The organism is Methylosarcina fibrata AML-C10 (genome assembly GCF_000372865.1).
GTDB lineage: Bacteria > Pseudomonadota > Gammaproteobacteria > Methylococcales > Methylomonadaceae > Methylosarcina > Methylosarcina fibrata.
Map to the genome: position 1 here is coordinate 3,413,872 of NZ_KB889965.1, position 14,886 is coordinate 3,428,757.

General features: G+C 52.4%; 10 protein-coding genes and 1 tRNA gene. 5 read left to right on the top strand and 6 right to left on the bottom strand.

The window, feature by feature from the left end; translation table 11 throughout:
- Positions 1-66 precede the first annotated feature (66 nt).
- From A3OW_RS0115965 to A3OW_RS0115990, 6 genes are all read right to left on the bottom strand, one after another.
- Positions 67-4,863, bottom strand: a complete 4,797-nt coding sequence (locus tag A3OW_RS0115965) for a DEAD/DEAH box helicase (protein WP_020564448.1) — start codon at positions 4,861-4,863, stop codon at positions 67-69.
- 856 nt (positions 4,864-5,719) lie between these two features.
- Positions 5,720-5,795 (bottom strand) — tRNA-Thr (locus A3OW_RS0115970).
- A gap of 129 nt (positions 5,796-5,924) precedes the next feature.
- Positions 5,925-6,116 carry a CPXCG motif-containing cysteine-rich protein gene (locus A3OW_RS0115975; protein ID WP_020564449.1) on the bottom strand — a complete coding sequence of 64 codons (192 nt, stop codon included), beginning with the start codon at positions 6,114-6,116 and terminating at the stop codon, positions 5,925-5,927.
- Between the two features lie 3 nt (positions 6,117-6,119).
- Positions 6,120-6,950, bottom strand: coding sequence for an SDR family oxidoreductase (locus A3OW_RS0115980; RefSeq protein WP_020564450.1), 831 nt, complete (start codon positions 6,948-6,950; stop codon positions 6,120-6,122).
- Between the two features lie 6 nt (positions 6,951-6,956).
- Positions 6,957-7,544, bottom strand: coding sequence for a DUF4124 domain-containing protein (locus A3OW_RS0115985; protein WP_020564451.1), 588 nt, complete (start codon positions 7,542-7,544; stop codon positions 6,957-6,959).
- Positions 7,545-7,595: 51 nt separating this feature from the next.
- A complete protein-coding gene (locus A3OW_RS0115990) occupies positions 7,596-8,933 on the bottom strand; it encodes a POT family MFS transporter (RefSeq protein ID WP_020564452.1) in 1,338 nt (445 codons plus the stop codon).
- Between the two features lie 735 nt (positions 8,934-9,668).
- Here A3OW_RS0115990 and A3OW_RS0116000 point away from each other — a divergent pair.
- Genes A3OW_RS0116000 through A3OW_RS0116020 form a run of 5 tightly spaced genes read left to right on the top strand, consistent with a single transcriptional unit; the run spans position 9,669 to position 14,884 of the window.
- Positions 9,669-10,661, top strand: coding sequence for an AAA family ATPase (locus A3OW_RS0116000; protein ID WP_020564454.1), 993 nt, complete (start codon positions 9,669-9,671; stop codon positions 10,659-10,661).
- Positions 10,661-11,635 carry a DUF58 domain-containing protein gene (locus A3OW_RS0116005; RefSeq protein ID WP_020564455.1) on the top strand — a complete coding sequence of 325 codons (975 nt, stop codon included), beginning with the start codon at positions 10,661-10,663 and terminating at the stop codon, positions 11,633-11,635. Before A3OW_RS0116000 ends, A3OW_RS0116005 begins: the two co-directional genes overlap by 1 nt.
- Positions 11,635-12,105 (top strand): DUF4381 domain-containing protein, encoded by a 471-nt coding sequence (locus A3OW_RS0116010; protein ID WP_020564456.1) that lies wholly within the window; start codon positions 11,635-11,637, stop codon positions 12,103-12,105. The genes A3OW_RS0116005 and A3OW_RS0116010 overlap by 1 nt, the downstream gene beginning before the upstream one ends.
- Complete coding sequence (locus tag A3OW_RS0116015) at positions 12,102-13,085, top strand: vWA domain-containing protein (RefSeq protein ID WP_020564457.1); 984 nt, start codon at positions 12,102-12,104, stop codon at positions 13,083-13,085. Before A3OW_RS0116010 ends, A3OW_RS0116015 begins: the two co-directional genes overlap by 4 nt.
- Complete coding sequence (locus tag A3OW_RS0116020) at positions 13,082-14,884, top strand: VWA domain-containing protein (protein ID WP_026223660.1); 1,803 nt, start codon at positions 13,082-13,084, stop codon at positions 14,882-14,884. Before A3OW_RS0116015 ends, A3OW_RS0116020 begins: the two co-directional genes overlap by 4 nt.
- Positions 14,885-14,886 lie beyond the last annotated feature (2 nt).

Consider the following 14,886-nt stretch of genomic DNA (forward strand, 5'->3'; position numbering starts at 1 on the left):
TAGCGTCCCCTTTTTCTTTTTTTGGGTGCGAAGTCGATCACGAAGCACATGGGCTTGAGGATTCCTTCATTGTTTTTCGTGAATCTGAACATCAATTGCCGAATCGTCGCTACGGACTTCGTAGTATCGCTCCGGCTTGCGATAAACATTTACCATCTGATGGCCGGTTGAGAAGGTGTTCTCTTCAAGGTAATTTTCCTTACCCCAAATCACTTTCTCAATGGCATGGGACACATATTCTCCGAACGCGCCACCTGACTTCACCAGTTTTTCAACATGAGCGACCTTTCGCAGATTTTGGATGCCTTCTGTTTCGGCATCCGGCATGATGATAAAGAGGTAGTCTCGTGCACGACTGATGGCGACATTCAGGATGTTTTGCTTATTGAGGAACATCTGAGGGCTTTCAGAGATGAACGGAGGGGGATTGAAAACGGCAATGATGATGTCGCACTCATCGCCCTGAAAACCGTGAATCGTGCCGACCTGAATCTCCACGACATCAGGCTTGGATGCCCACGAGTCGTTCAGCCTGCTCAGCAGGTTCGCCTGGGCACGGTAGGGCGCAATGACCCCGATACGAAACTTCTCTGCATGGCCGATCCGTATCTGCTCTGCAAGCCACCGGACGAATTCGAAAGTGAACAGTGCCGAATAGGTTTGATAGGGCGTTCCACTCTCCAACCGCTTCGCCCGGTAGATACTTTCGTATTTGCTGACGGGAAACTTGATGAGGTTGAGCGGTTGGACATCAAGGCCGTCAAGTTCCAGTGGACGCTGCGCTCCAGTCGCGCGGTTGTGCTTCAAGATGCCGTCATAGGTGAAACGGCTGAAAACCTCGCCGATGGCCGGGATACTTCGGTATTGCGTTTCCAGATTCGTCACCAAGTAGTCGTGTGGCTCCGTAGCGGGCTTTGCAAAAGCTCCTACCTTATTGAGGCCGACCAGCGTGTAGATGTTTTCGTCCTTCCATTGCTCGACTGCGACAATCGGTTCAATTTGGAAAGGATCTCCGGCAACGATGAATTTCCGTGGTTTCTGGCGGTAAAGGGGGTAGATGATGCTGGCAAGCGAGATCATTGAAGCCTCGTCAATGACGATGGCATTCCACTTCATTTCATGCAGCTTCTTGCTGCCATGCTCGACCGCAAACCCATCATAGGCAAAGCGGGCAATGGTCGTAACCGTTACGGAGCGAGGCAATGCACCGATGTCAAAAGAACGATCCCGCCACACGCCTGCTTTCTCGATGCGCTCGTCAGCTGAGGTTCCGAAGCGAACCAGCCAGTTCAGATATGAAGTATCCGCGACCATCTTTTCCATGATGCGGGTCGTCAGCACATCGGCCGCTTTGTTGGTCGGCGTCAAGACAAGCACTCTTGCCTGCTCCGTTGCCTGCATCATGGGAATCAACACCTTTTCCGCGAGGTGCGTGGTCTTGCCTGTTCCCGGTGGGCCGAATACGAATTCGATGTCGGGCGTCAGGCTCGTCTTCATGTCGAATTTTTCGTCAAGCCTCAACTCACGGAATCGCTCCAGCAACTCTTGCAACAGAAAGGACGGGTTCTGGACTTCGATGCGCGCCTCTAATACCTCGCCCAAGTCAATTCCGCTCAACTCACCCGCGGACGCCAGTTTGCCGAGCAATGAGAACTCTCTGGCTGTAAATGATTCGACATGCAGCTTCCCTGTGCGGCCATTGCCAAAATCGAGATCCACGCGCACGCCCGAAAACTCTTCGATGGATTGCGGGATGAAGCGACTCGGCTCTTTCAGGACGATGGTTCTGGACGATTGACTGTCCCGCTCCACCTTGCCGAAGCTGATGGAAATGGTCTTGCCATCCACATTTTTTTCACTGCTTGCCATGCATTCCAGTTCCAGCAGAGCGAGGAACCAGCCGTAGCTGTAACGCGGCAATGTATTGGCTTTGTCATGCAGAGACTGCTCACGCTCTATGCGGTCAAGCTCGCTGGCGTAACGATCTTTGGCGCGATCCAGTTTTTTGCCGTAGTCCACTGCTTTCGGTGTGTAGTCGTCCGCATCTTCGTTGGCATCACTTGGTTGGGTAGGTGGTGTGGGATCATTTTCCTGATGACCCGATGAGTTGGCGTGCTTGACGGATGGGCGACGCTTTTCAATCTCTTGAATCAGAGTCGATCCAGGCGAAGTCTGCTCGCTGCCACTATCACTCTTACCCGTCGAGGTCTGAGCAGCCTTTGTACGCTTGTCATCTTCGATTAGCGAGAGAATTTGCTCAGGAGAATACCCTGATTTTTCGATTTTCTCCGCGAACGCAATCTTTCGCCTCTCCTCCTCGCTCAGATGCGCGGCGTTTTGCGATTCATCGCGGATTCCCAAAAACCTAATGAGCGCCTCTGCCCCTGCGCTGGTCTTATCGTATTTTTCGGAAAGCGTTTGGATCGTTACTCCTTCGACTGAACACAAGACGCCCGAATTGTTAAGAATCCAAGACTTCGTGCGCAGACTAAGGTTCGCGCTGGAGTCGCACCAAGAACAGCCCCTGTAGCCTCCTCTCGGCCCGTAATGTTGCTTCAAAACCCTCATTGAGTCTTCATATCGGCTCCACGATTCGCTGAGCACCTTCCAAAGAACTTCAGAATACTCGCTCTCGATCTTTAATAACAGCTCATCCAGCCCATCAATCTTCTTGTCGTTGGTGGAATCTATAACCCTTGGCACACTAGAAATTCCCAGTTGTCGAAGAAATTCATCCAACCGCCTAAAATCGTTCTCGCCAACCATCTTGCGGTATTCGTCCAATAGCAGAAACTTGGTGTCCGGCTTGGTTTTAAACCACGACTTCAAGTCTGGAGTAGGAAAATAAATGTCATTTGCCCTCCCGGGAAATACCTTATCGTCCTCGGCCGCGTTGTATCGAAGAAACTCCTTATCCTTTATCAGCCCAATAAATTCAGCGACTTCCTCGTTCCTGCATTCCTTGAAATAGCGGAAAAACTTATTGAAATGAGGAGATATGCCAATCGCTTCATTGGTGTTGTATGCGAGAAGTATCTTGTTGTAAATCTCGTCGCGTAGACTTGGCTTCTTGACGCCAAACTTCTCGATGAACTCACGAGTGGCCTCGTTTAACAGCAGTTCCTTTTTGACGGTTGTGTAGCCTTCAATGTCGTCGTCGGGCAGGAAGAGGACGAGTTGATCCTTGCCGTCAAAGGCCGGGGCAGCATTGCCATCCTGGTCAAGAAAGATGGGTTTGTCCTTTACGAACTTCTGGTAGGAAACACGCTCGGCAAGGTAGGCATAAAGTTTATGGAGCCACTGCTGCGACTGCGCGGCGATGAAGTCAGCGGTGATTTTTTTGAGAACGGCCTCGGGGTCAAGGCTCGAAACAATCAGGTTCGGCTCTTTGCGAACCCATGCGCGGGCATCGCCGCCGTCAATGTAGTCGGCCAGCGCATTTTTCTTGGCGTTCAAGACTTCCTTCTTGCCAAGACTCCGAAAAACCCAGTGTGCGTTCTTTGTGCCGGTCAGTTGAGCCAGTTGCTTGTCGGAGAATAATCCAACCAATTCGGCGTCGGACGCCCAATAAGAACGGATCTTTGGTGAGCACTCTTCATTTGCCGCTGGCAAAAGGATGTCGGTCTGGAGTATGTTCCTGATGGCAGTAAAGAAGGGCTTAAATGAAATCCTGCTTCTGTCGTCCAGCCCGCTGAATCTCGCCTCGTCGTAGGGGATGATGTCAAGGATGCCGTCGTCTATCAGTTTTTTATCCCGAAGAATCGGCAAGCTGTTCGCAGCGAGTTCTGCCAACTGCTCAATCAATTCATTATTGTGCTTTTCTCCGGCTTTGATGCCTTCCCGGCTATCTGTCAGAAGAAACGGCGCGTGAAGGATGAAATTCAGATTCGTCACTTCCTTGGTCGGGAAAAAACAGAATGCCGGGCGGGCAATAGGCACGAGCTTTCTGTCCTCTCCAAAGGCATAGCCGATGGAGCAGGGATGTCCACTCCTACTGTTTCGCGTGAACACCAACAAACGCTGAGAGGTTCTTCTGCCATTCACTACCAATGCCAGCGTGATCCACTGAACCGTTATGTCTTCTTTCTCAATTTTCCGCGCGACTTCCTTGGTGTATTCGCCAGTAATTTCCTTTGCCTCAAAGGACACGGATTTCAGGTTGGAAAGGAACAGGACAGGAAACTCCAGAGCTTTTAGTTTCTCAAGAATTTCCTCGTAGCTCTCTTGGGGCTGTTTTTTTTTGTGGTCAAACGGAAAGAAGAACGCAGTCTCTGAAGATTTTCGTTCATCAAGGTCGGAGTCCAGCATGCGCGGCACGATGAAGCGTTCGATCTTGAACCAGATTTCCGGGTCGTAAATGTGCGGCGTTTGCGTGTATTGAAAGACCGCCTTGAATCCGACGCCAAACTTGCCGATGGAAGCCTCCGTCTTGTTTGAATTGGCAATGGAAGTAATGGCGTTGATATGCCCCAGAGTGCCGTTGTTCGTATCCGCTTCTTCGTTCTGCGGATTGGAAACGGTGAACCGGACAGAGCCGTTATGCGTGAAATAAAGTCCGCTTTTTTCAAGGCGAAATGTGGCAGTTGTCGCCTTGACATCATCTGCATTTTGCAGAAGCTCGTAGATGAAGTGCGCTTGGTCGGAATATTTGTCCACGACGCTGCGCTGGACACCGCGCATGGACGGTTTCTCCAGCATATGGGCGCTTTCGGAGCGATCCTGCGTCAGCGCATCGAACCACTGCTTTTCTTGTTCTGTCATTATCTTTTGTTCTCCCTTTTTCTTCCTGTCTTCCGACAGCTTCTTACGGTCTTGCTCCAGAGCCTTCTTGCTGCGAGTGGCTTCCTCAAAATCCAGCTCCAATTTGGATGTCTGGATGATTTGCTGCTGCCGATATTGCTCGAATTTAGGTTTTAACTGGATTTCTGCAACAAATACGACTCGCCCCGATACTCACCGAAAGTTTTGCCGCATTTGACGAAAATTTTCAAAGCAAAGGATAGTCTGAACTCCAACGGCAACAAGCTCGCTGTGCCATAGCCATCTATTCATCTGCTGCAGGCCAACGTCGATATTCGGAATTATTGGGCCATAGGGATTTGATAACTACAATGATCTACACGCATGGTATGCTAAATCGAACTATCAAGGAAGCGAAAAGTCCGTTGCACTTATGAAGCAAAATCATCGACAGCAATATGCCTAGTTGCAGTCATTCCTCAACAATTGTTCTGTGACGGGTTTTGGCCGAACAATTTGAGCCAATCAGCTTTTTTAATTACGGTTTTGCGAACCGGGATAAAATGCAGCAGGAAAGTGCGAAACTAAGTCAGCTCAATAACTCACTTATTTCTCATAGCTTACTGAATGCTTTCAAAATGCTACCGGAATAAAATAGAGATCACAGCCGGTGCAGGCCGGCTTTTTTATACCTGAAGGTCTTATCCTGCCAGGGCACAGCGCCCTATCAAGATTGATGCTGTCCTCTATGCCCGGCTGCCAAAGCTTTTAAATTGTTGGCACGGAATTATGCTGGAATTGATTATATGCCGAATAGGAAACAATCGACCAGGCCACTACCTAGCATAATGCCGGAATCGGCAGGACTTGTTGGCGCGTGATCGATAACGGCCGAAGGCTTTGTTTGATCGAGTCCGTAGCACCAACGTAGCACAAAAAAATAAATAAAATCTGTGTAATTATTAACTTATTGATTGTATGGAGCCAATGACGGGATTCGAACCCGTGACCTACTGATTACGAATCAGTTGCTCTACCGGCTGAGCTACATCGGCGAAGTGACTGGTTATTTTAAAACACGCATTTTAAAATTTCATTAATTTATTGGACCTTATCCGCTGTTTGACGGAAGCAACTTCGATTGCTTCTTGGGATGATTTCAGATCATCAAAAACCGCTTCGAGTCATTCGTCGTCCCGTTTCACGTCGAGGTACAGTTCGCCGGATTCGTCTTCGGACAAGACGAACAGGATGGGGCAACAGCAAACCGCGCAGTCTTCGTAATACTGCTGGGGACCTGCCGAAGTGTCGACCAACACGTCGAGCGGTTCGCCGCAGTAGGGGCAATCGATGACCATTTCTTCGCGCTCTTGCATCGCTTAAACCCTCCGAAGAAACCCATCCAGCCAGCGATGGGGCAAAACACGTTTGAGAAAAGCGAACAGATGGGTCGGAAAAGTCACATAGTAGCGTATTTTCGGCTTTTTGGCTTCCAGCGCGTGGATCACTTTTTCGGCCACCGCTTCGGCCGGAAGGGTAAAGGGCACCGCCGCGCCCTCTTTCTGCAGACGGGCTTCCATGGCTTGATAGGTCCATTTGTGAACGCTGTATTCCGCATCGATGTTTTGTTTGTACAAGGCGAACGAATTCTGCCGGAAATTGCTCAAGATCGGACCGGGCTCGATCAGGGAAACCTGGATATTGCTGCCGTGAAGTTCCAGACGCAGCGTGTCGGCCAGCCCTTCCAGCGCAAATTTACTGGCATTGTAGGCGCCGCGATAAGTCAGAGCCACCAGGCCCAGCACCGAACTGTTGTAGATGATCCGGCCGTGGCCCTGCTTGCGCATGACCGGAATGATCAAATTGGTCAGCTCGTGCGTGCCGAACAAGTTGGTTTCGAATTGAAAGCGCAGGACTTCCCGCGTTAAGTCCTCGACCGCGCCGGGCTGGCCGAAAGCACCGTTATTAAAAAGCGCATCGAGCGTTCCTCCGGTCAGTTCCAGGGTTTGCCGCACCGCCTGCCGGATACTGGCGCTGTCGGCCAAATCCAGTTGCAGGGAAGTCAGTCCTTCTTCCTGCAAGCGAGCCACATCCTCCGCTTTTCTGGCCGTTGCGATCACAATATGGCCGCGTTGCCGCAACACCTTGGCGGTGACGTAGCCGATGCCGGTCGAGCAGCCGGTGATTAAAATGGTTTTTGCTGAGGTCATTTCCGGTTATTGTTTTAGTTCCTGTTCGGTGAAATAGAATTTGGCGGCGCTGCTGCAGTCGACTAAAAACACCAGGGATTCCCTCGTGCTCTTGATGTTCAGTTCGGTAGCCTCAACCCGTCCGCAGCGGTTGCTGGCCAGCGCTTTTTCCGCGGCCGCTCGTCTCAGACGCTCAATGTCGGGCAGCCGATTTTGAAAAGTTTTGACTAAAGCCGGCAAATCGTCTGGATTATACGGAGGAATCGCGAAAGGAGAATACAATTTTGGATTATTCTTGATTAAAAATTGATTTTTGGCGCTTTCGTCCTTCGCTTCCTGTTTCAGCTTGGCCTGTTTCTGTTCTTCCATCTGTTGATCCAGTTTTTCCTGGTCCAGCTTGGACTGCTGGTCCTGTTCCTTTAAATCGGATTGTCTTTTCTCCTCGTCCAGATCGGTGGAAGTCCCCGTCTTGACGTTGATCTGAATATTGCCTTGCCCAGGCGCACAAGGAGCGGCCCGGTAAACCGTTTTCCCGGAACCGTCGGTACATTTGAAGACGCCGGCAGAGGCAGAGGCAAAATAAAAAACACTCAGTATCGTCAGTATCACTTTCATTGCTTTTCCCGGTAAAAACACTAAAAAATCAGAATGAAAGTATAGGTGAATTTACTGGTTACCCCCTTCGCCGCGGAAAAGTTTCCCTATCTTTTGCCTGAGAAATGCGAAGGACAAGGCGGTTATCAACATGAAGGCCGTAAAAAACCAGAAATAATCGGCGCCTGCCAACCGGCTGGAGCCGTCCTCGTTTTCGATGAAGAAATTCACCGCGCCGGTAAATAAATTACCGGCCGCGACCGAAATGTAATAGAACGCCATCACCAGCGATTTCATGCTTTTGGGCGCTTCCATGTAGGAGAATTCCAGACAGGTGATCGACACCATGATTTCCGCCGAAGTCAGCAGCAAATACGCCGGCAACTGCCAGCCGACATGAACCGGCAGCCCCTGATCCAGCCGCATCTGGATCAGTCCGGGTATGGCGAAAGCCAGAGCGGTCAGAAACAGGCCGGCAGTTATCCGGGTCAGTTGGGTCAAGGCAAAAAAACGTTGCAGAAACGGATAAATACCGTAAGAAAACAGCGGCGTCAGCAGCATGATCAGCAACGGATTGGCGGCCTGGATCTGCGACGGCAGCAATTCGATGCCGCCGACACGGCGGTCCATTTTCTGAGCCTGTAATACCCAGGAAGAACCCATTTGTTCGAACAAGGCCCAAAACATCGCAATGAAAAAATAAACGGCACCCAATAGGGCCAGCGTACGCAGGCCTTCCGGTGCCGCCAGTTCCTCCAGCAATCCCTTTCCGAACGGCGGAATATGGACAAATCGATAACGCCCGCTCCAGAAAACCCAGGTCGCCAGCGCCATCAATAAACCGGGAACGGCAAAGGCAATGCGGGCGCCGTAATGTTCCTGAAGCCAGGGAATGATCAATATGGAGATAAAAGCGCCCAAGTTGATCGAAAAATAAAACCAACTGAAGACGGTCGCCAGCAAATGGCGATTGCGGGATCCGAACTGATCGCCGACATGAGCCGAAACGCAGGGTTTGATGCCGCCGGCGCCGATTGCGATCAAGCCCAGGCCCAGCATCAAGCCCGAACGCGTGTCGTCGAGAGCCAGAGCGAAATGGCCCAGGCAGTACACCAGGGACAATCCGATGATGGTGCGGTATTTACCCAGCCAGGCGTCGGCCAGAAAGGCTCCGAATACGGGCATGACATAAACCGCCGAAATAAACAGATGGTAATAGCCTTGAGCTTCCTGTTCCGACATGCAATCCGGCTGACCGGAGGCATTCATTAAATATTGAGTCATGTAAATGACCAGGATGGCCCTCATTCCGTAATAACTGAAACGTTCGGCGGCCTCGTTGCCGACAATGTAAGGAATGCCGGGAGGCAGAGTCGTTATCGGATCGGCTTGGGTCTTGTAAGAGGTCATTTTCTCGGTTTTTCACAAAATTCTGCCGCTAATCATATCAAATGAAAAATTTTTAAAATCTTTCTGTTATTACTAGTTTTGAAAATTTTGTGATTAAGTCCTTTTTACATTTAAATATCAATGTCTTAAATGAAAGAACAAGTTGTCGGTTGGAGGCCTTCATCAATGTGGTCAGAATGTGGATATCCCGGCATTCCACTTTTTGCATGACACTGTCTACAAGAAATCCACGCTTCATCAACAAAATGATTCCATCCCAGTTTTTCAAAATTTAAGCAGCTACTAAAAATTTAATAAACTGTCAAAAAATATTTTCGCCGAGCTGAATAAATTTTTTTCGGCAAAACAAAATTCCCGAAAGTAACCATAACAAATGAGAATTTTTAAAACCTTTTGTTATTATTACCCCACGAAAATCTGTGTATAAACCTTTTTTGTTATTAAAAATCATTAGTTTAATGACGATGATAAAATGTCGGCCGAAGAGCGTTCTTGCTGTGAACGGATTGTGGATATCTTGAAACCCAATGCTTTCTCCACCTCTATCCACAAGAAATTCCTGTTTTTTAAACAGATTTACTCTATGTCGTCATCGTGAATAAGCAGTTAAAATAATGAACCTTTCCGTCAATAAATTGTTTATAGTGACTCGGCAAGACGATTTTTTCGTTCCATGCACGGCCGTTGCTCCCGAGGCTCCGGCAAGATTATCGATTAGGGATAAAAAACCAAAAGATGTCAGAACAAAACCACACTGAAGATTTCACCCAATCAGCGTTAATTAAATTAAAAGACTTTATCAATCAGGAAATCATAGGTCAGGAGATTCTGGTCGAGCGGATGTTGATCGGCTTGCTGGCGGACGGTCATATTCTGGTCGAAGGCGCGCCGGGATTGGCGAAAACCCGGGCCATCAATGTTCTGAGCAAAGGCATTCAAGGCGATTTCCACCGGGTTCAGTTTACTCCCGATTTACTGCCGGCCGATTTGACCGGCACCGAGATATTCCGCCCCCAGCAGGGTACTTTCGAGTTTCAAAAAGGGCCTTTGTTCCATAATCTGATCCTGGCCGACGAAATCAACCGTTCTCCGGCCAAGGTCCAGGCGGCGCTTCTGGAAGCCATGGCCGAGCGGCAGATCACCGTCGGTCAGGCCACGTACAAGTTGCCCGAATTGTTCATGGTAATGGCAACGCAGAATCCGATCGAGCAGGAAGGCACCTATCCGTTGCCGGAAGCGCAGTTGGACCGGTTTCTGCTGCACGTCAAAGTGGATTATCCGAAACCCGAGCACGAAAAAAGCATTTTGCATCTGGCCCGATCGGAAGCGCGCTCTGCCGGCGCGAAACTGACCTGTACCATGGAATCGATCAGCCAGAAAACGCTGTTCGCGGCGCGCAACGAAGTGCTGGACGTCTATATGGCCGATACGCTTGAGGATTATTTGCTGCAGATTGTTCTGGCCACCCGCAATCCCGCCGCTTACGGCAGCGATCTGGCTTCGTGGCTGCAATACGGCGCGAGCCCCCGGGCCAGCATTGCCCTGGACCGTTGTGCCAGAGCGAAAGCCTGGCTGAACGAACGGGATTTCGTCGGCCCCGAAGACGTCCAGGATATGGCCTTCGACGTGCTCCGGCATCGCCTGATCCTTTCCTATGAAGCCGAGGCCGAAGGCATCACCACCGATGACGTCATTAAAGAACTCGTTTCCAGAATTGCGGTACCCTGATGTTATTCAAATCTTCTCCCGACCAGATCGGCCGGTCTGACACAGGCGGCGAGCTGACCCGGATCCGTCTTAAAACCTTGATCGATCTTTCCATACCAGCGGCGGGACTGACTTTGCAGCCGCAGTCGATACGCGCCGGCTTGAACGGAAGCTATGTTTCCGGCTTCAAGGGGCGGGGCATGGAATTCGATGAAACCCGGCTTTATCAGGCGGGGGACGACATTCGGAGCATCGACTGGCGAGTGACGGCCCGCACCGGCAAAGCCCATACCAAGATTTTTCGCGAAGAAAGGGAAAGGCCGGTCTTTATCTCGGTCGATAACCGGCGGGCGATGCATTTTGCCACACGGGGCGTTTTCAAATCGGTAATGGCCGCCAAACTGGCCGGCTTGCTGGCCTGGGCTTCCGAACAGCACGGCGATCGCATCGGCGGACAGATATTTTCCGATGCGAGCTGCCGGGAGCTGAAACCCCGAAGCGGCAAACACGGCGTCTTGAGATTTTTACATGCTCTGGTCAATACGGCCGAAGAAGTCGCTTCCCGGGAGCTGACCCTGGATCGCATCCTGTCCCGGCTGGTCCAGCATGCCCGGCCGGGCAGTCTGGTTTACATCGTCAGCGATTTTCGGGGGGTCGACGACGCCGCGGAGATACACCTGGCGAAATTGGCGCAGCACTGCGAAATCGAGTTGATTTTCATCTACGATGCGCTGGAAAGAAGTTTGCCCGAAAAAGGGCTGTACCGTTTTACCGACGAGGTCAACGAGGTGGTGGTCGATACCGGCGACAATCTGAGCCTGGCTTCCTACCGGCAGCGCTTCGACCGGCGTTTGCAGCGGATTCAGAGCATCGCCAATAAAATGAACCTGAATTTTATGCTGTGCAGCACCAGCGACGATCCGGTGCAGCGGTTGCGGCGCCCTTCAGCTTCAAGCCGGCGCAAGCGCCTCCAGAGTCAACAGGAACAGCAATAATGCTTCCGGTCGATCTTCCTCTGAGAGACATCCATCTGCCCGAGGCGATCGGCTGGTGGCCTCCGGCTCCGGGCTGGTGGCTGCTCGCCGTCCTGCTTCCGCTGCTGGGAGTGACCTTGTTCCGGCTTTACCGCCATCTGACCCGGAAGACCGCCTTGAAAACGGCAAAACGAATTCTGGCCGCCATCAGGCAGGATAAGGCGATGGACGATTTAACCAAGCTGAGCGAAATTTCAATATTGCTTCGGCGCGTCGCCATCAGCACTGCACCCCGTGCTCAGGCGGCCGGCCTGACCGGCAAGGCCTGGCTGGCTTATCTGGACCGGTCGATGCGGGGAACACCTTTCAGCGAAGGGGCCGGACAATATTTGAGCGATGCCCGTTATCGTAAGGAAGTGCCGGACGGTCTGGACGTCGCCAGGCTCATCGATTTGTGCGAAGACTGGCTGAAAGCCCAGGCGAAGAAATGATTCATTTTGAATGGCCCTGGCTGCTCGCCGCCCTGCCGCTGCCGTTATTGATCCGCTGGCTGCTGCCTGCCGCTCTGCCGGCAGAGCAGGCCGCCTTGAAGGTTCCTTTTCTGGACGATCTGGCCGAAGCCGGAATGAACCCGCGCCGTAAAAGCCGTTCAGGGAGGCCTTTCATATTCGCGGCGATCGCCTGGCTGCTGCTGGTCGTTGCCTGCACCCGCCCGCAATGGCTGGGCGAGCCGATAGAACAGGCGGTCAGCGGCCGCGATTTGATGCTGGCGGTCGATTTGTCCGGCAGCATGGAAGAGCAGGATTTTATCCTCAATAAGGAACGCGTCGACCGGTTGACCGCCGCCAAAGCCGTGGCCGGAGATTTCATCGAACGCCGGGCCGGCGACCGTTTGGGTCTGATTTTATTCGGCACCCAGGCTTATCTGCAAACGCCGCTGACCTTCGATCGAAAGACCGTCAAAACGCTGCTGGACGAATCGGCGATCGGCTTGGCCGGCGACAACACCGCGATCGGCGATGCGATCGGGCTGGCGGTCAAACGCCTGAAAAATCAACCCGGCAACAGCCGGGTGCTGATCTTGATGACCGACGGTGCCAATACCGCCGGCGAGGTGTCGCCGTTGAAAGCGGCGGAATTGGCGGCTGCGAACCGGTTGAAAATCTACACCATCGGCATCGGCGCCGACGAAATGCTGGTACGCAGTTTTTTCGGCACCCGCAAAGTCAATCCTTCCCGGGACCTCGATGAAAAGACCTTGATCGCCATCGCCAAAAATACCGGCGGGCGCTATTTTCGCGCAAGAAACGCCGAGGAATTAAGTTACATCTATCTGCTGCTGGACAAGCTGGAGCCGATAGCCAAGGACAAACAGTACTTCAGGCCCCGGACCGAGCTGTTCTACTGGCCGCTGTCCCTGTCGCTGGCTCTGGCCGCCTTGCTTTGTTATTTCCGTTTGAGGTGGGCGTGAGTTTGACCGATTTTCACTTTCTGAGACCGTACTGGCTTCTGGCCTTATTTCCTTATCTGCTGATACTGGCGTGGACGCTTCGTAGCAAACTCGCACGGGGCAATTGGTCGGCCGTATGCGATGCCGCTCTTCTGCCTTATCTGTTAAAGGACAAGCCGGCCAAACGAAGCCGTTGGCCGATCGCTTTCGGCGCATTGGCCGCGCTGCTTGCCATCGTGGCGCTGGCGGGGCCGTCCTGGAAAAAATTGCCGTCGCCGGTCTTTCGGAACGAGTCGGCCCTGGTGATCGCCCTCGATTTGTCCCGCTCGATGGATGCGGAGGACGTCAAGCCCAGCCGCCTGATTCGCGCACGCTATAAAATCGCCGACGTCCTCCGGCAGCGGAAAGACGGCCAGACGGCGCTCCTGGTTTATGGCGGCGATGCTTTTACGGTGACGCCGCTGACTACCGACAACGAAACTATCGCCAGCCAACTCGAAGCATTGACGACCGACATCATGCCCGTTCCCGGTAAAGACACGGCAGCGGTCCTCAACAAAGCCGTGGAAATGTTCAAGCAGGCCGGCATGCAAACAGGCCGGATTGTGTTGATTACCGATGGAGCCGATCCGGAGACAACCTTGCCCGCCGTTCGAGGACTGGGCGATTACGCCTTGTCGGTCATCGGCGTCGGCACCCCCGAGGGCGCACCGATCGCCTTGCCCACCGGCGGTTTTTTGAAAGACGGGCAGGGCACGATCGTGATTCCCAAACTGAACGTCGAGGATCTGGCCAGACTGGCTGCTGCCGGCAACGGCATTTACCGGACGCTGAGCGCCGACGATACCGACATTCAGGCCGTGCTGGCCGATTTCGGCCGGCCGGATGCTTCCGGTCAGGCGCATGACGGAGCCGATCAACGGATGCTGGACCTGTGGGAGGATCAAGGCCCCTATTTACTGCTGTTGGTATTGCCGCTGGCCGCATTGTTGTTCAGAAAGGGATTGCTGGGCGCCGCCTTGTTGGTGATCCTGCCGTTTCCCGAGCCCGGCTATGCACTGACCTGGAAGGACTTGTGGCAGACCCGGGATCAGCAGGCGGCGACAGCTTTTAAACAAGGGCAGTATGAGCAGGCGGCCAAGCTGTTCGAAGATCCGGACTGGAAACTGGCCGCACAATATAGAGCCGAACAGCAAGATTTAAATGAGATGAAAACTCCAAAAACCGCCACCGGTTTTTACAATCAGGGCAATGTCCTGGCCAAATCCGGCCGTCTCGAAGAAGCCGTAGAGGCTTATAAAAAATCGCTGGCGCTCGATCCGGACAACGAGGACGCCCGATTCAACAAGGACCTGGTCGAAAAAGAGCTGGAAAAGCGCAAAAAGCAACAGGAGCAGAATAAAGACCGGCAGCAGGACAACTCGCAGCAAGCCAAGGATAAGGATCAGAAATCCGGGGAACAGCAGCAGGGCGGCGGTTCAGAGCAAAATAAAAAGGAAAATGAAGGAAAAGAAAACCCGCCGGAAAAATCGGATGAAAAATCCGGGCAATCCGACGAAGCTCAGGAATCGGCAAAGGAACAGCAGCCGAATAGGCCGGAGAAGAAGCCTTCCGTTGAGGAAAAGCAACAGGCCGAACAAAATCCGGATGAGAAGAGCGGGCCGGAAGATGAACGGGGACAACAAGCAATGAGCGAGGCGCGGCCGGCCGATGAACAGCAGCAGGCCAACGAACAATGGCTTAACCGGATTCCCGACGATCCGGCCGGCCTGCTGAAGCGAAAATTCAAATACCAGTACGGCCAGCGCCAACGTCAATAAAG

Bases quoted from the DNA above. Each gene is read 5' to 3' on its own strand.
- A3OW_RS0115975 (WP_020564449.1), bottom strand. From the start codon at position 6,116: ATGCAAGAGCGCGAAGAAATGGTCATCGATTGCCCCTACTGCGGCGAA.
- A3OW_RS0115980 (WP_020564450.1), bottom strand. From the start codon at position 6,950: ATGACCTCAGCAAAAACCATTTTAATCACCGGCTGCTCGACCGGCATC.
- A3OW_RS0115985 (WP_020564451.1), bottom strand. From the start codon at position 7,544: ATGAAAGTGATACTGACGATACTGAGTGTTTTTTATTTTGCCTCTGCC.
- A3OW_RS0115990 (WP_020564452.1), bottom strand. From the start codon at position 8,933: ATGACCTCTTACAAGACCCAAGCCGATCCGATAACGACTCTGCCTCCC.
- A3OW_RS0116000 (WP_020564454.1), top strand. From the start codon at position 9,669: ATGTCAGAACAAAACCACACTGAAGATTTCACCCAATCAGCGTTAATT.
- A3OW_RS0116005 (WP_020564455.1), top strand. From the start codon at position 10,661: ATGTTATTCAAATCTTCTCCCGACCAGATCGGCCGGTCTGACACAGGC.
- A3OW_RS0116010 (WP_020564456.1), top strand. From the start codon at position 11,635: ATGCTTCCGGTCGATCTTCCTCTGAGAGACATCCATCTGCCCGAGGCG.
- A3OW_RS0116015 (WP_020564457.1), top strand. From the start codon at position 12,102: ATGATTCATTTTGAATGGCCCTGGCTGCTCGCCGCCCTGCCGCTGCCG.